The organism is Pseudomonas sp. Tri1 (assembly GCF_017968885.1).
Lineage (GTDB): Bacteria > Pseudomonadota > Gammaproteobacteria > Pseudomonadales > Pseudomonadaceae > Aquipseudomonas.
The window spans coordinates 431,036-453,327 of sequence record NZ_CP072913.1; the positions used below are offsets into that span (position 1 = coordinate 431,036).

Annotated in this window: 22 protein-coding genes; 6 read left to right on the plus strand and 16 right to left on the minus strand. The window is 61.3% G+C overall.

From position 1 onward, the window contains the following. Positions 1 to 7 precede the first annotated feature (7 nt). The 6 genes from J9870_RS01890 to ubiE form a co-directional block, all read right to left on the minus strand. Positions 8 to 295: a twin-arginine translocase TatA/TatE family subunit gene (locus J9870_RS01890; protein WP_210642454.1), complete on the minus strand. Its 288-nt coding sequence runs from the start codon at positions 293 to 295 to the stop codon at positions 8 to 10. Between the two features lie 24 nt (positions 296 to 319). Then, positions 320 to 652, minus strand: a complete 333-nt coding sequence (locus J9870_RS01895) for a phosphoribosyl-ATP diphosphatase (RefSeq protein ID WP_210642455.1) — start codon at positions 650 to 652, stop codon at positions 320 to 322. Continuing rightward, positions 645 to 1,043 carry a phosphoribosyl-AMP cyclohydrolase gene (gene hisI / locus J9870_RS01900; RefSeq protein WP_003196931.1) on the minus strand — a complete coding sequence of 133 codons (399 nt, stop codon included), beginning with the start codon at positions 1,041 to 1,043 and terminating at the stop codon, positions 645 to 647. Before hisI ends, J9870_RS01895 begins: the two co-directional genes overlap by 8 nt. A gap of 81 nt (positions 1,044 to 1,124) precedes the next feature. Continuing rightward, a complete protein-coding gene (gene ubiB / locus J9870_RS01905) occupies positions 1,125 to 2,729 on the minus strand; it encodes a ubiquinone biosynthesis regulatory protein kinase UbiB (RefSeq protein WP_210642456.1) in 1,605 nt (534 codons plus the stop codon). 3 nt (positions 2,730 to 2,732) lie between these two features. Continuing rightward, positions 2,733 to 3,350 carry an SCP2 domain-containing protein gene (locus tag J9870_RS01910; protein ID WP_210642457.1) on the minus strand — a complete coding sequence of 206 codons (618 nt, stop codon included), beginning with the start codon at positions 3,348 to 3,350 and terminating at the stop codon, positions 2,733 to 2,735. Continuing rightward, the gene (gene ubiE, locus J9870_RS01915) at positions 3,350 to 4,120 is read right to left on the minus strand and encodes a bifunctional demethylmenaquinone methyltransferase/2-methoxy-6-polyprenyl-1,4-benzoquinol methylase UbiE (protein ID WP_210642458.1); all 771 of its coding nucleotides are present in this window, start codon (positions 4,118 to 4,120) and stop codon (positions 3,350 to 3,352) included. Before ubiE ends, J9870_RS01910 begins: the two co-directional genes overlap by 1 nt. Before the next feature lie 155 nt (positions 4,121 to 4,275). Between ubiE and J9870_RS01920 the strand changes: the two genes are divergently transcribed. From J9870_RS01920 to J9870_RS01930, 3 genes are all read left to right on the plus strand, one after another. After that, the gene (locus J9870_RS01920) at positions 4,276 to 4,551 is read left to right on the plus strand and encodes a polyhydroxyalkanoic acid system family protein (RefSeq protein WP_210642459.1); all 276 of its coding nucleotides are present in this window, start codon (positions 4,276 to 4,278) and stop codon (positions 4,549 to 4,551) included. Positions 4,552 to 4,811: 260 nt separating this feature from the next. Beyond that, positions 4,812 to 5,234, plus strand: a complete 423-nt coding sequence (locus J9870_RS01925) for a phasin family protein (protein ID WP_210642460.1) — start codon at positions 4,812 to 4,814, stop codon at positions 5,232 to 5,234. Between the two features lie 10 nt (positions 5,235 to 5,244). Next, entirely contained in the window at positions 5,245 to 6,141 is an 897-nt protein-coding gene (locus tag J9870_RS01930) for a phasin family protein (RefSeq protein ID WP_210645070.1), read from the plus strand. A gap of 163 nt (positions 6,142 to 6,304) precedes the next feature. On the opposite strand, the gene J9870_RS01935 is transcribed toward J9870_RS01930, so the two are convergent. From J9870_RS01935 to J9870_RS01980, 10 genes are all read right to left on the minus strand, one after another. After that, the gene (locus J9870_RS01935; RefSeq protein ID WP_210642461.1) at positions 6,305 to 6,925 is read right to left on the minus strand and encodes a TetR/AcrR family transcriptional regulator; all 621 of its coding nucleotides are present in this window, start codon (positions 6,923 to 6,925) and stop codon (positions 6,305 to 6,307) included. 60 nt (positions 6,926 to 6,985) lie between these two features. Beyond that, entirely contained in the window at positions 6,986 to 8,665 is a 1,680-nt protein-coding gene (gene phaC / locus J9870_RS01940) for a class II poly(R)-hydroxyalkanoic acid synthase (RefSeq protein WP_210642462.1), read from the minus strand. Positions 8,666 to 8,776: 111 nt separating this feature from the next. Continuing rightward, positions 8,777 to 9,634, minus strand: a complete 858-nt coding sequence (gene phaZ / locus J9870_RS01945; RefSeq protein ID WP_210642463.1) for a poly(3-hydroxyalkanoate) depolymerase — start codon at positions 9,632 to 9,634, stop codon at positions 8,777 to 8,779. 261 nt (positions 9,635 to 9,895) lie between these two features. Next, positions 9,896 to 11,575, minus strand: a complete 1,680-nt coding sequence (gene phaC, locus J9870_RS01950) for a class II poly(R)-hydroxyalkanoic acid synthase (protein ID WP_210642464.1) — start codon at positions 11,573 to 11,575, stop codon at positions 9,896 to 9,898. 277 nt (positions 11,576 to 11,852) lie between these two features. Next, the gene (locus J9870_RS01955) at positions 11,853 to 12,230 is read right to left on the minus strand and encodes a DUF971 domain-containing protein (protein WP_210642465.1); all 378 of its coding nucleotides are present in this window, start codon (positions 12,228 to 12,230) and stop codon (positions 11,853 to 11,855) included. Between the two features lie 169 nt (positions 12,231 to 12,399). Beyond that, positions 12,400 to 13,737, minus strand: a complete 1,338-nt coding sequence (gene hslU / locus J9870_RS01960) for an ATP-dependent protease ATPase subunit HslU (protein WP_210642466.1) — start codon at positions 13,735 to 13,737, stop codon at positions 12,400 to 12,402. Positions 13,738 to 13,792: 55 nt separating this feature from the next. Next, positions 13,793 to 14,323 (minus strand): ATP-dependent protease subunit HslV, encoded by a 531-nt coding sequence (gene hslV, locus J9870_RS01965; protein WP_003186641.1) that lies wholly within the window; start codon positions 14,321 to 14,323, stop codon positions 13,793 to 13,795. Between the two features lie 146 nt (positions 14,324 to 14,469). After that, the gene (locus J9870_RS01970; RefSeq protein WP_210642467.1) at positions 14,470 to 15,165 is read right to left on the minus strand and encodes an SPOR domain-containing protein; all 696 of its coding nucleotides are present in this window, start codon (positions 15,163 to 15,165) and stop codon (positions 14,470 to 14,472) included. A 1-nt stretch (position 15,166) separates the two neighbouring features. Next, a complete protein-coding gene (gene argS, locus J9870_RS01975; RefSeq protein WP_210642468.1) occupies positions 15,167 to 16,903 on the minus strand; it encodes an arginine--tRNA ligase in 1,737 nt (578 codons plus the stop codon). Positions 16,904 to 17,086: 183 nt separating this feature from the next. Then, positions 17,087 to 19,306 (minus strand): primosomal protein N', encoded by a 2,220-nt coding sequence (locus tag J9870_RS01980; protein ID WP_210642469.1) that lies wholly within the window; start codon positions 19,304 to 19,306, stop codon positions 17,087 to 17,089. Positions 19,307 to 19,594: 288 nt separating this feature from the next. Here J9870_RS01980 and rpmE point away from each other — a divergent pair, with 288 nt between their 5' ends. The 3 genes from rpmE to J9870_RS01995 all read left to right on the plus strand — a co-directional run bounded on the left by rpmE (position 19,595) and on the right by J9870_RS01995 (position 22,093). Then, the gene (gene rpmE / locus J9870_RS01985; protein WP_210642470.1) at positions 19,595 to 19,816 is read left to right on the plus strand and encodes a 50S ribosomal protein L31; all 222 of its coding nucleotides are present in this window, start codon (positions 19,595 to 19,597) and stop codon (positions 19,814 to 19,816) included. An 11-nt stretch (positions 19,817 to 19,827) separates the two neighbouring features. Continuing rightward, complete coding sequence (locus tag J9870_RS01990) at positions 19,828 to 20,643, plus strand: thermonuclease family protein (RefSeq protein ID WP_210642471.1); 816 nt, start codon at positions 19,828 to 19,830, stop codon at positions 20,641 to 20,643. Between the two features lie 181 nt (positions 20,644 to 20,824). Beyond that, complete coding sequence (locus J9870_RS01995; protein ID WP_030140993.1) at positions 20,825 to 22,093, plus strand: malic enzyme-like NAD(P)-binding protein; 1,269 nt, start codon at positions 20,825 to 20,827, stop codon at positions 22,091 to 22,093. Positions 22,094 to 22,292: the final 199 nt, after the last annotated feature.

Consider the following 22,292-nt stretch of genomic DNA (forward strand, 5'->3'; position numbering starts at 1 on the left):
TCAGTGCTCACGAGTCTTTACGGACGGGCTCTTCGACTTTCTGGGCCTGCACGTCGATGGTGTGCGGCGCATTCACAGGCTGGGCAGCCTGGGGGTGTACCGGTTGGGTCGGCTGCGCCGGTTGGCCGGGGGCCGCCGTAGGATCGGTGGGCTTTTCGTCATCGTTCATGGCCTTGCGAAAGCCCTTGATCGACTCGCCGACATCGGTGCCGAGGTTTTTCAGTTTCTTGGTACCGAACACCAGGACGACAACTACCAGAATGACGATCCAGTGTTTCCAGTCAAAAATACCCATGTGGCTATTCCTCTCAACAGTTGATCAGGTGGACGGACGCGAGGCTTTCTCGACGTGCCCGGACAGACCGAAACGACGGTCCAGTTCATCCAGTACAGCCTGTGGGTGCTGCCCCAGTTGGGCAAGCATGACCAGGCTGTGGAACCACAGGTCGGCGGTCTCGTAGATCACGTCGCTGCAATCGCCGCTGATGGCGGCGTCCTTGGCGGCGATGATGGTCTCGACCGATTCTTCGCCGACTTTTTCCAGAATCTTGTTCAAACCCTTGTGGTACAGGCTGGCGACATAGGAACTGTCGGCCGCGGCGCCTTTGCGCTCTTCCAGCACCTGGGCCAGGCGGGTCAGGGTGTCACTCATGGGTATGTCCTGAATAAATGGCATGCGGGTCCTTGAGCACGGGGTCGACGGTTTTCCAGTCGCCGTTCTCGAAGACGCGATAGAAGCAGCTTTGACGGCCGGTGTGGCAGGCAATCTCACCGACTTGCTCGACCATCAGGATGATGACGTCGCCGTCGCAGTCCAGGCGCATCTCATGCAGGTGCTGCACATGCCCGGATTCTTCACCTTTGCGCCACAGCTTGCCACGGGAACGTGACCAATAGATGGCGCGGTTCTCGGCGGCGGTCAGGGCCAGTGCTTCGCGGTTCATCCAGGCCATCATCAATACGCGCCCGGTCTTGTGATCCTGGGCGATGGCCGGCACCAGGCCGTCAGCGTCCCATTTGATCTCGTCCTGCCAGTTTTTCATCTTTGACTCCGACAATGGACCGCGCACCTGAAGTCGGCGGGCCCAGCGTTGAAACAGTGTGCCAGCGCGAACCGGTGCTGGCTATCGGCGAACGACCAGATACAAACCGACGATTATCATGATACCGGCCGGCCAGTGACCCAGTTGGCTCAACGGCCCACCGGTCGCCAGTACCGCGCCGCCGCCCAAGTGGGCCGCTCCCAGCAGGCGCAGGAACCAGTCGTCCCGGCGCTTGTGCCAGGGTGGCGCAGGATCGTGGGCATGCGGCTGGGACATGCGTTCGAGCAGGTCGCGGGTCATGTTGGCCAAGTGCGGGATCTGCTCGAACTGGCTCTGGACGTTGCCCAGCAAGGTCTTGGGGCTGACGCGCTCGCGCATCCAGCGTTCAAGGAAGGGCTGGGCGGTGTTCCACAGGTCCAGCTCTGGGTACAGCTGGCGACCGAGCCCTTCGATGTTCAACAGGGTTTTCTGCAACAGCACCAGCTGTGGCTGGACTTCCATGTTGAAGCGGCGCGCGGTCTGGAACAGGCGCATCAGCACCTGGCCGAAGGAAATATCTTTTAACGGTTTTTCGAAGATCGGTTCGCACACGGTACGGATTGCCGCTTCGAACTCGTTGAGCTTGGTCTCGGCCGGCACCCAGCCCGAATCGATGTGCAGTTGTGCCACGCGACGGTAATCACGCTTGAAGAAGGCGAACAGGTTGCGGGCCAGGTAATCCTGGTCTTCGGGAGTCAGGCTGCCGACGATGCCACAGTCGATGGCAATGTATTGCGGGCTCCACGGCTGTACGGTGCTGACGAAGATGTTGCCCGGGTGCATGTCGGCGTGGAAGAAACTGTCGCGAAACACCTGGGTGAAAAAGATTTCCACGCCGCGCTCGGCCAGCAGTTTCATGTCGGTGCGCTGGTCGGCCAGGGTCGCCAGGTCGGTGACCTGGATGCCGTAGATGCGCTCCATCACCAACACTTTCGGGCGGCACCAGTCCCAATAGACTTGCGGCACATAGAGCAGCGGCGAGCCTTCGAAGTTGCGGCGCAGTTGGCTGGCGTTGGCGGCTTCGCGCAGCAGGTCGAGTTCGTCGTAGATGGTTTTTTCGTAGTCCTGGACCACGTCCACCGGGTGCAGCAGGCGCGCATCGGCCGACAGCCGTTCGGCGGCGCGGGCGAGGATGAACAGCCACGCCAGGTCCTGGGCAATGATCGGCTTGAGGCCCGGGCGGATGACCTTGACCACCACTTCTTCGCCGCTCTTGAGTTGCGCAGCATGAACCTGGGCCACGGAGGCCGAGGCCAGTGGCTCGACGTCGAAACGGCTGAAGACTTCGCTGATCTTTTTGCCCAACTGCTCTTCGATCAACGCCACCGATACCTTGGAATCGAACGGCGGCACGCGGTCTTGCAACTTCATCAGTTCATCGGCGATGTCTTCGGGCAACAGGTCGCGACGGGTCGAGAGGATTTGCCCGAACTTGATGAAGATCGGCCCCAGGTCCTGCAAGGCCAGGCGCAGGCGTGCACCGCGCGTCAGCTCCAGCGTGCGGCGGGGGAACCAACGCCACGGCAGCACGAAGCGCAATGCCAACAGAAACCAGGGCAGCGGCAGGGCGAACAGCAGGTCATCGAGGCGGTAGCGGATCACGACGCGCTGGATGCGCAACAAACGGCGGACGGCAAGCAGCTTCATGCGTTATCGCTTGGTTTCAAGGGTTCGGGAAAGGCGCTCGAAACGCGCCTCGAGACGTTCCAGGTCAAGCTTGATCTGGTCCAGTTCATCAAAACGGGCTTGCGCTTCGCGTTGGCCTACGAGAGTACGCGATTCTTCGGCCAGGTATTCACTCAGATTCTGCCCCAGGCTGACGAAGCCCTGGCGATACCAGCGGCTGCGGCTACGCAAATGACCACTGAGCAACTGGGTGGCCACCGGACCGAGCCAGCGGGACACTTCGTATTCCCAGTCCAGCTCCAGGTCCTGGAGGATCTGCGCCAACTCCAGCAGCACGCCGCTGTCGCCGTCGAGCTCCACGTCGGGGCTGTGCAGCACGGCGGTCTTGTCCTTGCCCAGGGCCAGGTTCAGCAGGCTCGATGCCGGGGCGCGCAAGGTACAGTCCGCTTCGGCTTCCCAGTGCGCGGCGAGCATCAGGCCCTCGTCGCTTGGCAGGATGAACAACTGCAAGGCCGGGCTGCGGCAGTCCACGGCGATCACCTTGCCGCTCAAGTGCGTCAGGCGCGCCAGCGCCGTGCTGTCCAGGCGCAGTACGCGGTTGATACCGAGTTCGACGCTGGCAAGCAGGCCGGTGAGCAGCATCAGGGCTTGATACCGCGGTGCAAGGCGACGATGCCGGCGGTCATGTTGTGGTAGGTCACGCGGTCGAAACCGGCCTCGACCATCATCGACTTCAGGGTTTCCTGGTTCGGGTGCATGCGGATCGATTCGGCCAGGTAGCGATAGCTTTCCGCGTCGTTGGTGATCAGCTTGCCCATCAGCGGCATGAAGGCGAACGAGTAGGCATCGTAGGCCTTGGACATCAGCGCGTTGGTCGGCTTGGAGAACTCCAGCACCAGCAGGCGGCCACCGGGCTTGAGCACGCGCAGCATCGAGCGCAGGGCATCTTCCTTGTGGGTGACGTTGCGCAGGCCGAAGGCGATGGTCACGCAGTCGAAATGGTTGTCGGGGAATGGCAGCTTCTCGGCGTCGGCCTGGACGAACTCGACATTGCCGGCCACACCCAGGTCCAGCAGGCGGTCGCGACCGACCTTGAGCATGGACTCGTTGATGTCGGCGAGCACCACTTGGCCGGTCGGCCCGACGATGTGGGAGAACTTTTTCGTCAGGTCACCGGTGCCGCCAGCGATGTCCAGCACCCGATTGCCGCTGCGCACGCCTGACAGTTCGATCGCGAAACGCTTCCACAGGCGGTGCATGCCGCCGGAGAGCAGGTCGTTCATCAAGTCATATTTGGCGGCTACCGAGTGGAAAACCTCAGCGACTTTTTCCGCCTTCTGGCTTTCCGGCACGTTCTTGAAGCCGAAGTGAGTGGTGGGTTCGGCATCGCTGCCTTTGCGCTGATCAGTCATATCGCTGTCACCAAAAAAGAATGCGGGACATTCTAATCCCGGTGGAGGGCTTTGTCTTGGCAAGGCTGCAGGTAAGATGCGCCATCGCCGGGACGTTTTGACGCAGCCAGGGTCTGAAACGTTCAGGCAGGTCCCGATAACACAGGAGTCTTCAGATGGCCCGTATAACAGTTGAGCGTGCCCACGGCCTGGGTAAGGAAGCGGCCCGCGCAAAGGCTGACCAGTTGGCGCAGAAGTTGTCCGATAGCTATGGCCTGGAGCCGCAGTGGGCCGGCGACACCCTGAAACTCAAGCGTTCCGGGGTCAAGGGCGAAGTGCATGTGGGCGAGGACTCGATCCGCGTCGACGTGGAACTGGGTATGTTGATGTCGGCCATGAGCGGCACGATCAAGACGGAAATCGAAAAGGCGTTGGATAAAGCGTTGGCCTGATTGATCGAAGGGAGGCGCAGCACTCAAGTTCACCACGATCCAAATGTGTGCGAGCTTGTTCGCGATTGCAGTGTGTCATTCAACAACAATGTTGCTGATCCATCGCTATCGCGAGCAAGCTCGCTCCCATAGGGGAAGTCATTGCCCTCAGGTTCTGTATCGGTTGTTAGGGTGCCCTTTCTAATTATTGTCACTATTTTGTGCCTGAGCCCGTCCGTGTGCGGGCAGTTCCTCAAACCTGTTTTCGAGTGAGGTGCACCATGGCCAAAGTTGTTCTGAAGAAAAAAACCGACGTTGAATCTTCCACGCTCAGCGACGTGAAAACGTACGCGCGCAAGATCTGGCTGGCTGGCCTGGGCGCCTATACCAAGGTCGGACAAGAGGGCGGCGAGTACTTCCAGGAGTTGGTAAAAGCTGGCGAAGTTATTGAAAAAAAAGGTAAAAAGAACATTGCCGGAAAACTTGAAGCGGCCAACAGCGAATTGATTGAAGCCAAGACTGAGGTCAGTTCTTTCAAGGCCCGGGTTGAAGTGCAACTCGATAAAGTCGAGAAGGTATTTGATGCTCGCGTTGCAAGTGCCTTGAATCGTATCGGCATTCCGTCTAAACATGACGTTGAGACACTCTCTGCTAAGCTCGATGAGCTGACAGCATTGCTCGAACGTGTCGCGCGTAAACATTAAGGAGAACGGGATGGCTGGCAAAAAAATCACAGAAAAAGAAGGCAGCTCGTGGGCCGGGAAGATTGAAAAGTATTCCCGCAAAATCTGGCTTGCTGGTTTAGGCGTGTACTCGAAGATCGACACTGACGGCAGCAAGCTCTTCGAGTCCCTGGTTAAGGACGGCGAGAAAGCCGAAAAACTCACCAAGACGGCGGTCGGCAAACAAGTCGATGCGGCCAAGGACACTGCCGAGTCCGCCAAATCGCGAATCGGTGGTGTGAAGGATCGGGCACTGGGCAAGTGGGACGAACTGGAAGGGGCTTTCGATAAGCGCCTGAACAGTGCGATCTCGCGTCTGGGCGTGCCGAGCCGCAATGAAGTGAAGGCGCTGCACAGCAAGGTCGATACGTTGACCAAGCAGATCGAAAAACTCACTGGGGCCAAGGTCACACCGGTAGCGGCCAAGACAGCCGCGGCCAAGCCGGCTGCGAAAACGGCGGCCAAGCCACTGGCCAAGGCAGCGGCAAAAACCGTCGCCAAGCCGGCGGCAAAGGCAGCGGCCAAGCCAGCGGCTAAAACCGCTGCAGCCAAACCTGCTGCCAAGGCAGCGGCCAAGCCGGTTGCGGCCAAAGCAGCAGCCAAGCCTGCTGCCAAACCCGCGGCTAAAACCGCAGCGGCCAAACCAGCCGCGGCCAAAACGGCAGCCAAACCTGCCGCCAAGCCTGTGGCCAAAGCAGCCGCTAAACCTGCGGCGGCGAAAAAGCCGGCCGTGAAAAAACCGACCGCGCCAAAAGCAGCCGCACCGAAGGCGCCGACTGCGGCCGCCAAACCGGCTACCCCGGCGAGCACGGCGAACTCCGCCGCAGCGCCAACCCCGGTCGCCACCCCAGCCGCGCCGGCTCCATCGACGCCTACCACCCAGTCCTGATTTTTAAGGACACGCAAAAACGCCCGGCCTGTGAAGGCCGGGCGTTTTTGTTTGTACGCAGATCAAAATGTGGGAGCGAGCTTGCTCGCGATTGCGGTGTATCAGTCAAGATCAATACTGCCGACCCACCGCTATCGCGAGCAAGCTCGCTCCCACAGGTTGCTTATTCGTGCTCTTCCAAGTACCGCAACGCCAGTCGCTCGGTCGCCACCTTGGTTGCCGGCGGCAGGTGCGGGGCCACCAGCATCATGATCTGATAGACCACCAGCCGAACTTCGCCATCGCGATCCAGGATCCGCTGATAGTCCAGCGAGAACAGCAAGGTCATGGTGATCTGCTCGACCAACTGTCCCAGGGCCTGGGTGTCGCTGACCAACATGCCCTGGGCCTTGAGCTGTGCCAGCAGCGATGCCAGCGTGCGTTTGAGGGCATTGAGCAACTGGCGGATGCCCTTGGCCAGCTTTGGCAGGCGCCCCGCCAGGTTCGACAGGTCCTGGAACAGAAAACGGTATTGGGCCAGGCGTTCGACGATCAGGTGCAGGAACAACCAGTAGTCTTCCGGCGCCAGTTGGACATCGGCGGGTGGGTCCAGCAGTGGTGCCAATTGGGCCTGGAATCGTTCGAACAGCCCGAGGACCAGCGGTTCCTTGCCATGAAAGTGGTAATAGAGGTTGCCGGGGCTGATGCCCATTTCGTTGGCAATTTCCATGGTGGAAACGTTCGGTTCGCCCTTTTCATTGAATAATTGCAGGGCACATTCAAGGATGCGGTCGCGGGTTTTCATCCGGTCTTCTTAGTGATGGAGTCGTGCCACGGCCACCAACCTGGCCGTGGAGTGGGGCGTTCAGCGCACGCGCACATAGGTCCCGGGCGCCGCTTCCAGAGGCGGGTAGTTGGCGTTGCCCAGGGTCATCAGGGTTTCATGCTGGGCACCGGAACGCTCCTGGATCCAGCCCAGCCATTGTGGCCACCAACTGCCGTCGACGTGCTTGGCGTCGAAGTACCAGGCCCGTGGGTCGCTGCTCAGTTTCGGGCTTTCGACGTAATTGGCCTTGGGGTTGCTCGGCGGGTTGAGGATGCTCTGGACGTGACCGCTGTTGGACAACACGAAGCGCCGTTCGCCACCGAGCAGCAGCGTGGAGCGATACACTGCATCCCACGGCGTGATGTGATCGTTGATGCCGGCCACGCTAAAGCTGTCTACCGTCACTTTCTGCAGGTCTATCGGCGTGCCGCACACCTCCAGGCCGCCGACATGGGTCAGGGGATTGTGCTTGAAGAAATCCAGCAAGTCGCCGTGCAGGGCCGCCGGCAAGCGGGTGCAGTCGTTGTTCCAGTAGAGGATGTCGAAGGCCGGTGGCTCCTTGCCCAGCAGGTAGTTGTTGATGAAGTACGTCCAGATCAGGTCGTTGGGGCGCATCCAGGCAAACACCCGGGCCAGGTCGCGGCCATCGAGGATGCCTTTCTGGTAGGAGCGACGCTTGGCGGCTTCGAGGGTCTGCTCGTCGATGAACAACGTGGCCGGGCTGTCGATCTGGCTGTCGAGCAGGCTCACCAGGTAGGTGGCGCTCGCCACCCGGCGCAGCTGACGCTTGGCTTGCAGGTGGCCTTGCAGCGCGGCAATGGTCATCCCGCCGGCGCAGGCGCCCATCAGGTTGACCTCGCGGGCACCGGTGATCGCCCGGCACACGTTCATGGCTTCTTCCGTCGCCTGGACGTAGCTGGACAGGCCCCATTCGCGATGGCGCACATCTGGGTTGCGCCAGCTGATGATGAACACCTGCAGGCCGTTTTTCAGGGCGTACTGGACGAAGCTGTTGGAAGGGCTCAGGTCGAAGATGTAGAACTTGTTGATCTGCGGCGGCACGATCAGCAGGGGCTTGGCGTACTGCTTTTCGCTCATGGACTTGTACTGGATCAGCTCCAGCATCTCATTGCGAAACACCACCGCGCCGGGAGTGGTGGCCAGGGTCTTGCCGACTTCGAAGGCATTGGGCGTGGTTTGCCGTGGCAACCCGTCGTTGTGCAACAGATCGTCCACCAGGTGGCTGAGGCCACGGACCAGGCTGGAGCCACCGGAGTTGAACAGTTCCTTGACCGCCAGCGGGTTGAGCAAGGTGTTGGAGGGCGACACGGCGTCATTGAGCAGAGAGAAGGCGAAGTGTGCACGAGCACGATCGTCCGGGTTCATGTCGCTTTCGTCGATCCAGCTCCTGATCTGTTTCTGCCAGCTCAGGTAGGCCTGCAGACTGCGGCGATAGAACGGATTGAGCTGCCAGGTCGGGTCGGCGAAGCGCTGGTCGGTGGGCGCGGGATGCAGGGTTTCACCTAGCAACACACGGCCCAACTGACTGCCCAGGCGCAATGCATGGCGGGCACTGTGGACCGGGTTGCGCAAGCCGTGTACGGCTACGCTGCGCAAGGTGGACAGCAGGTCCCTGCCGCGCAGTCCGGTGATCGCACTTTGTGCATTGATGAAACTGGCAGGGGCGGGCATGGAGCCCTTCGCCGGTTTGTCGCGCATGAGTCAACTCCTTCGTCATCAGGCTAAAAACAAACACACCGAACCAGACAACATAGTCGCTGTTTCGGGTTGCTGCGCGATCCGGCGTCCTGCCAGGCGCTATGGACGGTGTCAGCCACCGCCCAGGGGCGCGGGATGCGGGTGCATGACCGCGCGCTGACGTTCTTCCTCCAGAAATTTCATGATGATCGGTGCCACGGCCTCGGCCCGGGTAATCAGGAACAGATGGCCGTCATCGATGATGTGCAGTTGGGCGTTGGGAATGCGCCAGGCCAGCATGCGCATGTTGATCAACGGGATCAGTGGGTCATCGTCACCGGCCAGCACCAGGGTAGGCTGGTGGATTTTGTGCAACCAATGGATGCTGGTCCAGCCCAGGCCGGCGAACAGTTGCCAGTAGTAACCGAGCTTGCCCGCCGAGCGAACCTTGGCCGCGTGGCTGGCTGCCAGGCTCGGGTCACGGCGGAACGAGCCGCCATAAATCAGCGGAGCGATACGCATCACATGGGACGGCTGAACGTAGCGCCGGGGGCTGGCCATCATCCATAGGACTTTGGGCTTGCCCGGCACCATCACTGCTCCGGCGGCGGTGGCTGCCAGGACCAGCTTCTTGCAGCGCTCCGGGTAGTCATGGGCGAACTGCTGGGCCAGGGCGCCGCCCCAGGACACACCAATCACGTTGACCTGCCCATAGTCGAGGTAGTCGAGCATGCGCGCGGTAAGTTTTGCCAGACCGGGAAAACGATACGGTCGGCTGGGTGTCGACGAGCCGCCGACACCGGGCACATCGAAGGCGATGACTTCCAGGTCCGGGTCAAGGGCCTCGATGAACGGGAATACCAGCTCCAGGTTGGCACCGATGCCGTTGAAAATCAGCAGGGGCGTCAAGTGAGGCTTGCCGGGGCGTACCGCGGTGCGCAAGGTCTGGCCATCCAGATCGACGGTACGGAAAATGTACGGTTGCGGCATGCTTCAAGCCCTGTGGGTTGGGTCGCTGTCTTTCATTTTTCCCCCGACCCCCTGTGGGAGCGAGCTTGCTCGCGATGACGGCGGTACATCCAATATCAATGTTGGCTGACACACCGCAATCGCGAGCAGGCTCGCTCCCACAGGGGATCTGCCGTGAACATGAGTTTTATGTTCACCAGCGCTGTGGGCCTTGCATTCAGTGTCGGCTGGCGGGATGTATTCGTGAGCAAGCCCACTCCCGCAGCAGACGAGTTGCATCCCTTACCGCTCATGCACATAAGTGCCGGGCGCCGCTTCACCGGCCGGGTAGGTCTTGTTGCCCAACACGGTGGGGGCTTTTTTCAGTTTGCCCGAGCGCTCGGCCTGCCAGGCCTGCCAGTGCAGCCACCAGGAGTCAGTGTGCTTGGTGGAGTTCTCCTGCCAATCCTCGGCCTTGGCCGGCATGTCCTCGCTGGTCATGTAGCGCGACTTGGGGTTGCCCGGCGGGTTGAGGATGCTCTGGATATGACCGCTGCTCGACAGCACGAATTCCACTTTTCCACCAAACAGCTGTGCCGACTTGTAGCAGGACTTCCATGGGGTGATGTGGTCGTTGGTACCCGCCAGGGAAAAGATGTCGGCAGTGACCTGCTTGAGGTCGATCGGCGTGCCGCACACTTCCAGTGCATTGGGCCGGATCAACGGGTTGTTTTTGAACATCTCGATGAGGTCGCCGTGGAACGCCGCCGGTAGCCGCGTGGTGTCGTTGTTCCAGAACAGGATGTCGAATACCGGCGGCTCGTTGCCCAGCAGGTAGTTGTTGACCCAGTAGTTCCAGATCAGGTCGTTGGGGCGCATCCAGGCGAAGACCTTGGCCATGTCGCGGCCCTCGAGCACGCCAGCCTGGTAGGAGTGGCGCTTGGCCGCCTCCAGGGTCTGCTCGTCGACGAACAGCGCTACGTCGGTGTCCAGGGTGGTATCGAGCACGCTGACCAGCAGGGTCAGGGCGTTGACCTTCTTCTCACCGAGGGCGGCGTAGTGACCCAGCAGCGCGGTGCAGGTGATGCCGCCCGAGCAGGCACCCAGCATGTTCACGTCCTTGCTGCCAGTGATGGCCGTGACCACGTCCACCGCTTCCTTGAGCGCCTCGATGTAGGTCGACAGGCCCCACTCGCGTTGTTCCTTGGTGGGGTTGCGCCAACTGACGATGAAGGTCTGCACATTGCTGCGCAGGCAGAAGCGCGCCAGGCTCTTGTCCGGGCTGAGGTCGAAGACGTAGAACTTGTTGATCTGCGGCGGTACCACCAACAGCGGACGCTCGTGGACCTGCTCGGTGATGGGGCGGTACTGGATCAGTTCCAGCACGTCGTTGCGAAACACCACGGCGCCTTCAGTCACGCCCAGGCTCTTGCCGACTTCGAAGGCGCCCATGTCGACCTGGCTCGGCATCCCACCGTTGTGCACCAGGTCTTTGGCCAAGTGGGACAGGCCGTCCAGCAGGCTCTTGCCGCCGGTTTCGAAGAAGCGTTTGACCGCCGCCGGGTTGGCCGCCGAGTTGGTCGGGGCCATGGCTTCGGTCATCAGGTTGATCACGAAATGCCCGCGGCTGATGTCTTGGGGCGAAAGGCTGCTGTCGTCGATCCAGGCGTGCAGCTCCTTGCGCCACGCCAGGTAGGTTTGCAGATAACGTTTGTAGAGCGGGTTCTGGCTCCACGCCGGGTCGGCGAAGCGACGGTCATCGCTCGAAGGTTGCAGCGCGGATTTGCCGAACAGGACGTTCTTGAGTTCTACGCCGAAATGGGCGACATGCTTGACGCTGTGCAGCGGTTGCTTGATGGCCTGGGTCAGCACCATTCGGGCAGAGGCCAGCAGATCTTTTCTGCGCAAGCCGACGACAGGATTCAACCCCAGGGTATTTTCCGAGGCCTGGTACTTCAGGTCATCGTTGTTCTTGTTGCTCATCTACGACGCTCCATTGTCCTTCAGACGAGTACCCGGACCGTGCCGTAAAGCCACACAGCCAATACCGGATACGCTGCTCGGGTGACCGTTAATTCCGCATCGAGGCCAATGAGGAAACTTGTGCAGGGAACCCGCAGGTTCCTTTGCAGGGAACTTGCCAGCTCCATTGGTTACCCGAGTTTAATTTTTTTCGCAAGCAGGCCAGTCATTGACGTTGCCGCGCGGGCATTCAAGCAGATGAGTCTAGAAAATTCGCCCTAAAGCGCCAGCCCGTGAGTTAGAGCATCAGCTTGACGACGGACTCGCTCGGGTCACGGGTTTTTCCGGCTGCCTTGAGCTCAGCAAGATAATCGTTCCACAAGTCTTGCTGGCGTACCGCCAACTGGTAGAGGTAGTCCCAGGTGAACAGTCCGCTGTCGTGGCCGTCGTCGAAAGTCAGTTTCAGTGCGTACTGGCCGGCCGGCTCGACCTTGCTCAGGCCGACGTTGAGCTTGCCGTATTGCAGGATGGGTTTGCCATGGCCCTGGACCTCGGCGGAAGGCGAATGCACCCGCAGGAACTCGGCGGGCAGGTGATATTCCTCGTCCGGCGCGTATTTGAGCGTCAGGGTCTTGGAGGCTTTGTGCAGGTTGATGGCGGTGGGGAGTTTGGTCATGGCCTCTGATCCGTCTCTGAAGGGAGCCTTGATCTGCAAAAACGACAAAGGTCCATGTGGGAGCGAGCTTGCTCGCGATAGCGGTTTGACAGTCAACGCATTGGTTGAATGATACGCCGCCATCGCGAGCAAGCTCGCTCCCACAGGTCCGAGCAAACCTGTCGGTGACTTACAGGATATACCGCGACAGATCTTCGTTCTGCGCCAATTCACCCAGGTGGCTGTTGACGTACTCGGCGTCGATGAGGATCGGCGCTTCGTTGTGGGCGCTGGCCAGGTCGCCGGCGCTGAACGACACTTCCTCAAGCAGGCGTTCGAGCAGCGTATGCAGGCGACGGGCACCGATGTTCTCGGTCTTCTCGTTGACCTGCCAGGCGATCTGCGCCAGGCGCTTGATGCCTTCCGGGGTGAACTCGATGGTCAGGCCTTCCGTCTTGAGCAGCGCGCAATACTGTTCGGTGAGAGAGGCATGGGGCTCGCTGAGGATGCGTTCGAAGTCTTCCGGTGTCAGTGCCTTGAGTTCGACCCGGATCGGCAGGCGACCCTGCAGTTCCGGCACCAGGTCGCTCGGCTTGCTCAGGTGGAACGCACCGGAGGCGATGAACAGAATGTGGTCGGTCTTGACCATGCCCAGCTTGGTGTTGACCGTGCAGCCTTCGATCAGCGGCAGCAAGTCGCGCTGTACGCCTTCGCGGGAGACATCGGCGCCGCCGACATTGCCACGCTTGGCGACCTTGTCGATTTCGTCGATGAATACGATGCCGTGTTGCTCGACTGCTTCCAGCGCCTTGGCCTTCAACTCTTCTTCGTTGACCAGGCGGCTGGCTTCTTCATCGCGCACCAGCTTGAGCGCTTCCTTGACCTTGAGCTTACGGTTCTTACGCTTGCCCTTGCCCATGTTGGCGAACAGGCTTTGCAACTGGTTGGTCATTTCTTCCATGCCCGGCGGCGCGGAAATATCGACGCCGGCCATTTCAGCCACTTCGATCTCGATTTCCTTGTCGTCCAACTGACCTTCGCGCAGGCGCTTGCGGAACAGCTGGCGGGTGTTGGAGTCCTGGGTCGCGGCGGACTCGGCGTTGAAGCCCATGCGCGCCGGTGGCAGCAGGGCGTCGAGAATGCGTTCTTCGGCGGCATCTTCGGCGCGGTGGCGAACCTTGGTGATTTCCTGTTCGCGCAGCAACTTGATGGCGGCATCGGCCAGGTCACGGATGATCGACTCGACGTCGCGCCCCACATAGCCGACTTCGGTGAACTTGGTGGCTTCGACCTTGATGAACGGCGCGTTGGCGAGTTTGGCCAGGCGACGGGCGATCTCGGTTTTACCGACACCGGTCGGGCCGATCATCAGGATGTTCTTGGGGGTTACTTCGACGCGCAGCTCTTCGGGCAGCTGCATCCGCCGCCAGCGGTTACGCAGGGCGATGGCGACGGCGCGCTTGGCATCGTCCTGGCCGATGATGTGGCGGTTGAGTTCGTGGACGATTTCGCGGGGAGTCATGGACATAATAATTGGCGGTCCTCAAGCAAGAATGAGCCGTGGCGTGGTGGCCTGGACGGGCTTATTCCGCGAGATCCTGCTCCTCAATGGTTTGAGTGTGGTTGGTGAAGACACAGATGTCGCCGGCAATGCCCAGGGCAGTCTCGACGATCTCGCGGGCCGACAGGTCAGTCTTTTTCAGCAGGGCACTGGCCGCAGCCTGGGCGTAGGCGCCGCCGGAACCCATGGCGATCAGGCCATCCTCGGGCTCAACGACGTCACCGTTGCCGGTGATGATCAGCGAGGCGTCCTTGTTGGCGACCGCGAGCATGGCTTCGAGGCGGCTCAGGGAGCGGTCGGTACGCCATTCCTTGGCCAGTTCCACGGCGGCGCGAACCAGGTGGCCCTGATGTTTCTCAAGCTGGCCTTCGAAACGTTCGAACAGGGTGAACGCGTCGGCGGTGGCGCCGGCGAAACCGGCGATGACCTGGCCGTGATACAAGCGGCGGACTTTCTTCGCATTGCCTTTCATCACGGTGTTGCCCAGTGAAACCTGGCCGTCGCCGCCCATGACGACTTTGCCATGACGGCGGACTGAAACGATGGTGGTCAAGGGAGAGTCTCCACGCAGCGGGGCGAAAATGCCCGGATGGAACTCATATGGGGGTGGCGCGGGTTTTTTCAACTGTGGGGGCGCAGAGGGGATGACCGGTCGGCGGATGATCGCTCCCACGCAGAGAGTGGGAGCGATCAATGCATCTAGCGGCTCTGGCGTTGTTGTAACAACAGGTTGCTGAAACCGCTGCCGGCCAGTTGTTTCTGGGCCTTGGTCAGGTCTTCGCGGTTGCTGAACGGACCGACCAGTACCCGGTACCAGGTTTCGTCCTTCACAGTCCCGGACTCCACAGACACGGACTGCCCCAGCAGAATGATCTGCGCCCGCACTTTGTCGGCGTCGGCCTCCTTGCGAAACGAGCCGGCCTGGAGGAAGAACTTCGTCACCGGCGCTGCCTTCTGCACAGGCGGGGCCGGTGGCGGTGTGATGCCGGCCAGGGCCGCCTGGGCACGGGCGGTATCGATTTTTGCTGCTTCGGCCGGGGTCACTGGGGTAGTGGGCACTTGCGGCGTCGGCAGGGTTTTCTCCGGCACGGCATCGGGCGGCACGATGACTTCCGATTCCGGCAGCAGGGTGTAGAAGTCGTATTTGGGCTTCACCGGTTGCGTCGGGCTCGGCGGAGTCTTGTTGGCCTCGGCGATGCGCGTGGCTTTCTGTTGCTCTTGCCGTACGCGCTTGACGTCATCGCCTTGGCCCGGCTCCAGCTTCATCAGAAACACAATGAAAGCGCCGACGGTCAGGCCGATGGCCATCCACAACCAGCCCGGAATCGGCTTTTTGGCCGGGGCTTGGTAACGACTGGCGCCGCGCTTGGGTGCAGGTTTTTTCTTGGCGGCCAACTTACATGCGCTCCAGGGTTTCCAGGCCCAGCAGTTCCAGGCCTTGCTTGAGCGTACGTCCGGTCAGCGCGGCGAGGCGCAGGCGGCTCTGCATTTGCTCTGGGGTTTGTGCGCTGAGGATCGGGCAGTTCTCGTAGAAGCTGGAGAACAGGCCGGCCACATCGTACAGGTAAGCGCACAGAGTGTGCGGTGTGCCCTTGTCGGCAACGTTGTTAAGCACTTCACCGAACTGCGCCAGTTTGGCGGCCAGTTCCTGTTCCTGAGCGGCTTCAAGCACGATCTGGCCGTCCACTTCACTGAAGCTCTTGCCGAGCTTGCGGAACACTCCTGCCACGCGGGTGTAGGCATACAGCAGGTACGGCGCGGTGTTGCCTTCGAAATTGAGCATCAGGTCGAAGTTGAAGCTGTAGTCACTGGTGCGGTGCTTGGACAGGTCGGCGTATTTCACCGCGTCGATGCCCACGACCTTGGCGATCTTGCGCAGTTCGTCTTCGGCCAGGTCCGGGTTCTTGCCCTTGACCAGGGTGTAGGCGCGCTCCTGAGCTTCGGTCAGCAGGTCGATCAGCTTCACCGTACCGCCATCGCGGGTCTTGAACGGACGACCGTCGGCGCCGTTCATGGTACCGAAGCCCATGTGCTCCATTTCCATTGGGCGGGTTACGAAACCGGCCTGGCGCGCGACTTCGAACACCTGCTGGAAGTGCAGGGCCTGCCGCTGGTCGACGAAGTACAGGACCCGATCGGCCTTGAGCACGCCGTTGCGGTAGCGCACGGCTGCCAGGTCAGTGGTGGCATAGAGATAGCCACCGTCGGCCTTGACGATGATCACTGGCAACGGCTCGCCATCCGCGGTCTTGAACTGGTCGAGGAACACGCACTGGGCGCCGTTGCTTTCCACCAGCATGCCCTTGGCCTTGAGGTCGTTGACCACATTGATCAGGTCGTCGTTGTAGGCGCTTTCGCCCATCACGTCGGCCATGGTCAATTTGACGTTCAGCAGTTCGTAGATTTTCTGGCAGTGGGACAGGGAGATGTCCTTGAACTTGCTCCACAGCGCCAGGCATTCGGCATCGCCGGCCTGCAGCTTGACCACCAGGCCACGGGCGCGGTCGGCGAATTCGGGCGACTCGTCGAAGCGTTGCTTGGCGGCGCGGTAGAAGTTCTCCAGGTCCGACAGCTCGTCGCTGGTGATGGGGTTTTCCTGCAGGTAGGCCATCAGCATGCCGAACTGGGTGCCCCAGTCGCCGACGTGGTTCTGGCGGATCACCGTGTCGCCGAGAAACTCCAGGACCCGGGCCACGCCGTCGCCGATGATGGTAGAGCGCAGGTGGCCGACGTGCATTTCCTTGGCCAGGTTGGGGGCCGAGAGGTCGACCACGGTGCGCTGCAACGGGCCGGCCTTGCGCACGCCGAGGCGTGCGTCGGCCAGGGCCGCGTCCAGGCGGGAGGCCAGGGCCTGGGTGTTCTGGAAAAAGTTGATGAAGCCGGGGCCGGCAATGTCAGCCTTGCTGACGTTCTCATCGGCGGGCAACGCGGCGATGATTTTCTCCGCCAGGTCCCGCGGTTTCATGCCGGCCGGTTTGGCGAGCATCATCGCGATGTTGCTGGCGAAGTCACCGTGGGTCTTGTCGCGGGTGTTTTCGACCTGAATCGCCGGCGACAGGCCTTCTGGCAGCACACCTTCAGTGACGAGTTGGGCGATGGCTTGCTGGATGAGCTGGCGAATGGTGTCTTTCATGGTCTTCTCTTTCAACCGCAGGCGCGGCGGCGCTTCGATGCGCTGGTGGAAAAACTGGGCATTATCCGTGGCGAAGGCGGGCTTGCCAACTGTAGCGGGTCGGGTGGGGATATGTGGGGACTATTCTTGATGGCCTGGATGCACTCAGCCTACCTGTGGGGGCAAAGCTTGCGATCTGCTCAATCAATACAAATCCACCGGATCCACATCCAGCGACCAGCGCACCGCTCGCCCGCTGGGCATTTGTTCCAACAGCAACAGCCAGGCACTCAATAGCCGATGCAGCGGTGCCCGGGCATTGGCTTGTAATAAAAGTTGCGCCCGATAGCGCCCGGCCCGGCGCTCCATCGGAGCCGGAACCGGGCCCAATAGTTCTATGCCGGTGAGGTTCTGCTGCGCCAGCAAACGCTCGGCCTCGCTACAAGCTTCGTCGAGGAACGCTTCGGCCTGCCCCGGCTTATGTGCTTCGGCCCGCAACAGCGCCAGGTGCGCAAACGGTGGCAGACCGGCGCTGCGCCGTTCGCTCAAGGCCTGTTCGGCGAAGGCGAAGTAGCCTTGTTCAGTCAGCTGTATCAGCAGCGGGTGGTCGGCCAGGTGGGTCTGGATAATCACCTTGCCCGGCTCCTCGGCCCGCCCGGCGCGGCCCGCGACCTGGACGATCAACTGCGCCATGCGCTCGCTGGCGCGGAAGTCGCCGGAGAACAGCCCGCCGTCGGCGTCGAGGATCGACACCAGCGTGACCCGGGGGAAGTGGTGGCCTTTGGCGAGCATTTGCGTGCCCACCAGGATACATGGCTGGCCTTTCTGGATCGTGGCGAACAGCTGGTTCATCGCGTCCTTGCGCGAGGTGCTGTCGCGGTCCACCCGCAGCACCGGGTAATCGGGAAACAGGATGCCGAGTCGTTCTTCGGCACGTTCGGTGCCGGCGCCGACTGGGCGCAAATCCACTTTGCCGCACTGCGGACAGTGCCTTGGCACTCGCTCGACGTGGCCGCAATGGTGGCAGCGCAGCTCGCCATGGCGTTGATGTACGGTCATCCGCGCATCGCAGCGTTCGCAACCGGACATCCAGCCACAGTCATGGCACAACAGCGTCGGGGCAAAACCCCGGCGGTTAAGGAATACCAAGACCTGTTGCCCGGCGGCCAGGGTCTGGCCGATGGCTTGCTGCATCGGCCCGGAAATGCCGCTGTCCAGCGGACGGCTTTTCACGTCCAGGCGCAGGAACCGCGGTTGCTTGGCGCCGCCGGCCCGTTCGTTCAGGCGCAGCAGGCCATAACGGCCGGTATAGGCGTTGTGCAGGCTCTCCAGGGACGGCGTCGCCGAGCCAAGGACAATGGGGATGTTTTCCTGGCGCGCGCGCACCAGTGCCAGGTCGCGGGCGTGGTAGCGCAGACCTTCCTGCTGCTTATAGGAGCCGTCGTGTTCTTCGTCGATGATGATCAGGCCGGGGTTCTTCATCGGTGTGAACAAGGCTGAACGGGTGCCGATGATGATGTCGGCCTCACCGTCCCGGGCGGCGAGCCAGGCTTCCAGGCGTTCGCGGTCGTTGACCGCCGAGTGCACCAGGGCAATCCGGGCGTTGAAGCGCTGTTCGAAGCGCGCCAGGGTTTGCGGGCCGAGGTTGATTTCTGGAATCAGTACCAAGGCCTGCTTGCCGGCTTCCAGGGTCTGGCGGATCAGTTGTAGATAAACTTCGGTCTTGCCGCTGCCGGTGACGCCCGCCAGAAGAAAGGCGTGATAACTGTCGAAGCCGGCGCGAATCGCCTCGCAAGCAGCCCGCTGTTCGGTATTGAGCGGCAGTTCCGGTTGGGCCAGCCAATGTTCATGGCGCGCGCCGGGGGCGTGCCTGCGAACTTCCACTTGGACCAGGTCCTTGGCCAGTAGTAGATCGAGGCTGTCCTTGCTGAGCATCAGTTTGCTCAACAGTTGATGGGCCACCCCGTGGGGGTGCTGGGCCAGGGTCGCCAGGGCCTCGCGCTGGCGCGGCGCGCGGGCAATGCGCGGGTCGTCCAGCGAGGCGCCGGGTGTCACCGACCAGAACCGTTCCTGACGCGCCTCGGCCAGTTCGCCCTGGCGCAGCAGCACCGGCAGCGCCCAGCTCAAGGTGTCGCCGAGGCTGTGCTGATAATACTGGGAGGTCCACAGGCACAGCTTGAACAGCGACGCCGGCAAGGGGGGCGTGGCATCGAGCAGGGCCAGGGCCGGCTTGAGCTTGTCGGCTGGCACTTCGCTGTGGTCGGTGACCTCCACCAGAATCCCGATCATTTCCCGCCGGCCAAACGGCACCCGCAGACGCATGCCCGGGTGCAACTGGGCGCGCAGGACTCCGGCCGGGGCGCGGTAGTCGAACAGGCGGCGCAGTGGCGAAGGTAGGGCGAGGCGCAGAATGGCGTCGGGCACGCGGGGATCTCGGTAGGCGGACAAGTTCGCAAGGCTGAGCGCGATCGAATGTGGGAGCGAGCTTGCTCGCGATGGCGGCGTGTCCGGCAACATCCATGCGGCTGATTCACCGCTATCGCGAGCAAGCTCGCTCCCACAGGGATTGTGCTTGAGGGCGCGAGCCTAGCAGACGGTTGGTACAAGTCATAGCTTGCGTGATTGATGTTGTCTGGTAGAATCCGCGGCCTAATTACGTGCGGTATTCAACAATAGTGTTGGGTGGCGGCACGCTAGCCTGAGGAAAACAGCATGAAAACCGATATCCATCCGGAATACCCAGTAATTGCCGTGACTTGCAGCTGCGGCAACAAATTCGAAACGCGTTCGACCTTCGGCAAAGCCCTGGCGATCGACGTTTGCAACGAATGCCACCCGTTCTACACCGGTAAGCAAAAGACTCTGGATACCGGCGGCCGCGTTCAGAAGTTCGCCGATCGTTTCGGTGCTTTCGGCGCTACCAAAAAGGCCTGAGGCTAATCATTTTGGATGGTCGTCTCGACTGCTCCAGACTGATAAAGAAGGCGTCCCTTGTGGGCGCCTTTTTTGTGTCTGCGATTTGGCTGGCGGGCGCTCAGGCTTTCTGTCCGGCACCCTCGGGCCTTATCCAGGCGACGGTCCAGCGGGTGGTGGATGGCGACACCCTGCGCCTGACGGATGGTCGCAGTGTGCGCATGATTGGCCTCAATAGTCCTGAACTCGGTCGGCGGGGGCGTTCCGACGAGCCTTTTGCCGTGGTGGCTCGCCGGCGCCTCGAGACGCTGGTGGCTGCCGGTGGTGGGCGCGTGGGGTTGCTGCTTGGCAAGGAGGGCAAGGACCGTTACGGCCGCACCTTGGCCCATGTCTACAGCGTCGATGGCAATAATCTCGAAGCGCAATTGCTCGCCGAGGGGTTGGGTTTTCACGTGGCGGTAGCGCCGAATGTCGATCTGGTGGACTGCCAGCGTGCCGCCGAACGTCAGGCGCGTGAAGCGGGCCTGGGGTTGTGGAAACGCTCGCCGGTACTCAAGACGCGTCAGGTCAAGGCTTCGGGCTTCGCCGTGCTCAGTGGGCGGGTGAGTGAGGTCAGGCGCAATCGAGGCGGTGTTTGGCTTCAATTGCCGGATTCGGTTGTATTGCGCGTCGAATCCAATCTGCTTGGTCGCTTTGATATGGCCTCGCTTGAACGCCTCAAAGGCAGGCGAATTGAGGCGCGAGGCTGGGTCGTTGATCGTTCGCGGCGGGGCGGGCTTGAATCAGGTCAGGCGCGCTGGCTGCTGCCGTTGACCGATCCGGCCATGCTGAGTACGGTACCGCAATAAAAAATTGTAGACATTTTACAGTCTGATTGTATGCATATAGCCCTTGTGTTTCGCGGCTCTTGGCCCAAAGTCGTAGGACGGGGCGCTTGACACGGGTGACTGGTCAGTCTTGTAGGGACTTTGCGAGGCGCGTATCCTCGGCGGTCCGTCTGTCCAACACAGTAAAAAGCGGAATGCCCACATGTCTGATCTGAAAACTGCCGCTCTCGAATATCACGCTAATCCTCGTCCAGGGAAGCTGAGTGTCGAGCTCACCAAGGCCACCGCTACTGCCCGCGATCTGTCGCTGGCCTACAGCCCCGGCGTAGCCGAACCAGTACGCGAAATCGCTCGCGACCCTGAGCTGGCCTACAAATACACCGGTAAGGGCAACCTGGTTGCAGTCATTTCCGATGGCACCGCGATTCTCGGTCTGGGTAACCTTGGCCCATTGGCTTCCAAGCCGGTCATGGAAGGCAAGGGTGTGCTGTTCAAGCGCTTCGCAGGCATCGATGTGTTCGACATCGAAGTCGACTCCGAAAGCCCGCAAGCCTTCATCGACACCGTCAAGCGTATCTCCATCACCTTCGGCGGCATCAACCTGGAAGACATCAAGGCGCCTGAGTGCTTCGAGATCGAACGTGCCCTGATCGAACAGTGCGACATTCCGGTGTTCCACGATGACCAGCACGGCACCGCGATCGTGACCGCGGCCGGTATGATCAACGCCCTGGAAATCGCTGGCAAAACCCTGCCTGAAGCCAAGATCGTCTGCCTCGGTGCCGGCGCTGCGGCCATCTCCTGCATGAAGTTGCTGGTGAGCATGGGCGCGAAAATCGAAAATATCTTCATGGTTGACCGTACCGGTGTGATCCACTCCGGCCGTGACGACCTGAACCAGTACAAGGCCGTGTTTGCCCACGCGACCGACAAGCGCTCCCTGGCCGACGCGCTGGACGGTGCCGACGTGTTCGTCGGCCTGTCGGGCCCGAACCTGCTGAGCGCGGAAAACCTGCTGCGCATGGCGCCGAACCCGATCGTGTTCGCGTGCTCGAACCCAGACCCGGAAATCTCCCCGGAGCTGGCTCACGCTACCCGCAACGACGTGATCATGGCTACCGGCCGTTCGGACTACCCGAACCAGGTCAACAACGTACTGGGCTTCCCGTTCATCTTCCGTGGTGCCCTGGACGTTCGCGCCAAACGCATCAACGAAGAAATGAAGGTCGCGGCTGCCAACGCTCTGCGCGAGCTGGCCAAGCTGCCGGTGCCCCAGGAAGTGTGCGACGCCTATGGCGGCATCAAGCTGGAATTCGGTCGTGAGTACATCATTCCGAAACCAATGGACGCCCGCCTGATCACCCTGATCTCCGACGCTGTGGCCAAGGCTGCAATCGAGACTGGCGTAGCCACCCTGCCGTATCCGAAGAACTACCCGCTCAAGAGCGTGGATGACGTGTTCAACGGCTAAGCCGTTGTAGCGCTTCAACGAAAAACCCCGGCTCCTGTGAGTCGGGGTTTTTTATTGCCTGCCGATTCGTGTAACCGCCGGCAATCCCCTGTGGGAGCTTGCTCGCGATGACGGCGGGTCAGCTTGTATTGATGTTGAATGCCAGGCCGCAATCGCGAGCAAGCTCGCTCCCACAGGGTTGTGTGTTGATCATTGATCG

Coding starts and splice junctions, on each gene's coding strand:
- J9870_RS01895 (WP_210642455.1), bottom strand. CDS start 652: ATGAGTGACACCCTGACCCGCCTGGCCCAGGTGCTGGAAGAGCGCAAA.
- hisI (WP_003196931.1), bottom strand. CDS start 1,043: ATGAAAAACTGGCAGGACGAGATCAAATGGGACGCTGACGGCCTGGTG.
- J9870_RS01930 (WP_210645070.1), top strand. CDS start 5,245: ATGGCTGGCAAAAAAATCACAGAAAAAGAAGGCAGCTCGTGGGCCGGG.
- J9870_RS01910 (WP_210642457.1), bottom strand. CDS start 3,350: ATGCTGCTCACCGGCCTGCTTGCCAGCGTCGAACTCGGTATCAACCGC.
- hslU (WP_210642466.1), bottom strand. CDS start 13,737: ATGTCCATGACTCCCCGCGAAATCGTCCACGAACTCAACCGCCACATC.
- rpmE (WP_210642470.1), top strand. CDS start 19,595: ATGAAAACCGATATCCATCCGGAATACCCAGTAATTGCCGTGACTTGC.
- phaZ (WP_210642463.1), bottom strand. CDS start 9,634: ATGCCGCAACCGTACATTTTCCGTACCGTCGATCTGGATGGCCAGACC.
- J9870_RS01920 (WP_210642459.1), top strand. CDS start 4,276: ATGGCCCGTATAACAGTTGAGCGTGCCCACGGCCTGGGTAAGGAAGCG.
- J9870_RS01995 (WP_030140993.1), top strand. CDS start 20,825: ATGTCTGATCTGAAAACTGCCGCTCTCGAATATCACGCTAATCCTCGT.
- J9870_RS01955 (WP_210642465.1), bottom strand. CDS start 12,230: ATGACCAAACTCCCCACCGCCATCAACCTGCACAAAGCCTCCAAGACC.
- phaC (WP_210642464.1), bottom strand. CDS start 11,575: ATGAGCAACAAGAACAACGATGACCTGAAGTACCAGGCCTCGGAAAAT.
- ubiE (WP_210642458.1), bottom strand. CDS start 4,120: ATGACTGATCAGCGCAAAGGCAGCGATGCCGAACCCACCACTCACTTC.
- J9870_RS01890 (WP_210642454.1), bottom strand. CDS start 295: ATGGGTATTTTTGACTGGAAACACTGGATCGTCATTCTGGTAGTTGTC.
- ubiB (WP_210642456.1), bottom strand. CDS start 2,729: ATGAAGCTGCTTGCCGTCCGCCGTTTGTTGCGCATCCAGCGCGTCGTG.
- J9870_RS01935 (WP_210642461.1), bottom strand. CDS start 6,925: ATGAAAACCCGCGACCGCATCCTTGAATGTGCCCTGCAATTATTCAAT.
- phaC (WP_210642462.1), bottom strand. CDS start 8,665: ATGCGCGACAAACCGGCGAAGGGCTCCATGCCCGCCCCTGCCAGTTTC.
- J9870_RS01925 (WP_210642460.1), top strand. CDS start 4,812: ATGGCCAAAGTTGTTCTGAAGAAAAAAACCGACGTTGAATCTTCCACG.
- argS (WP_210642468.1), bottom strand. CDS start 16,903: ATGAAAGACACCATTCGCCAGCTCATCCAGCAAGCCATCGCCCAACTC.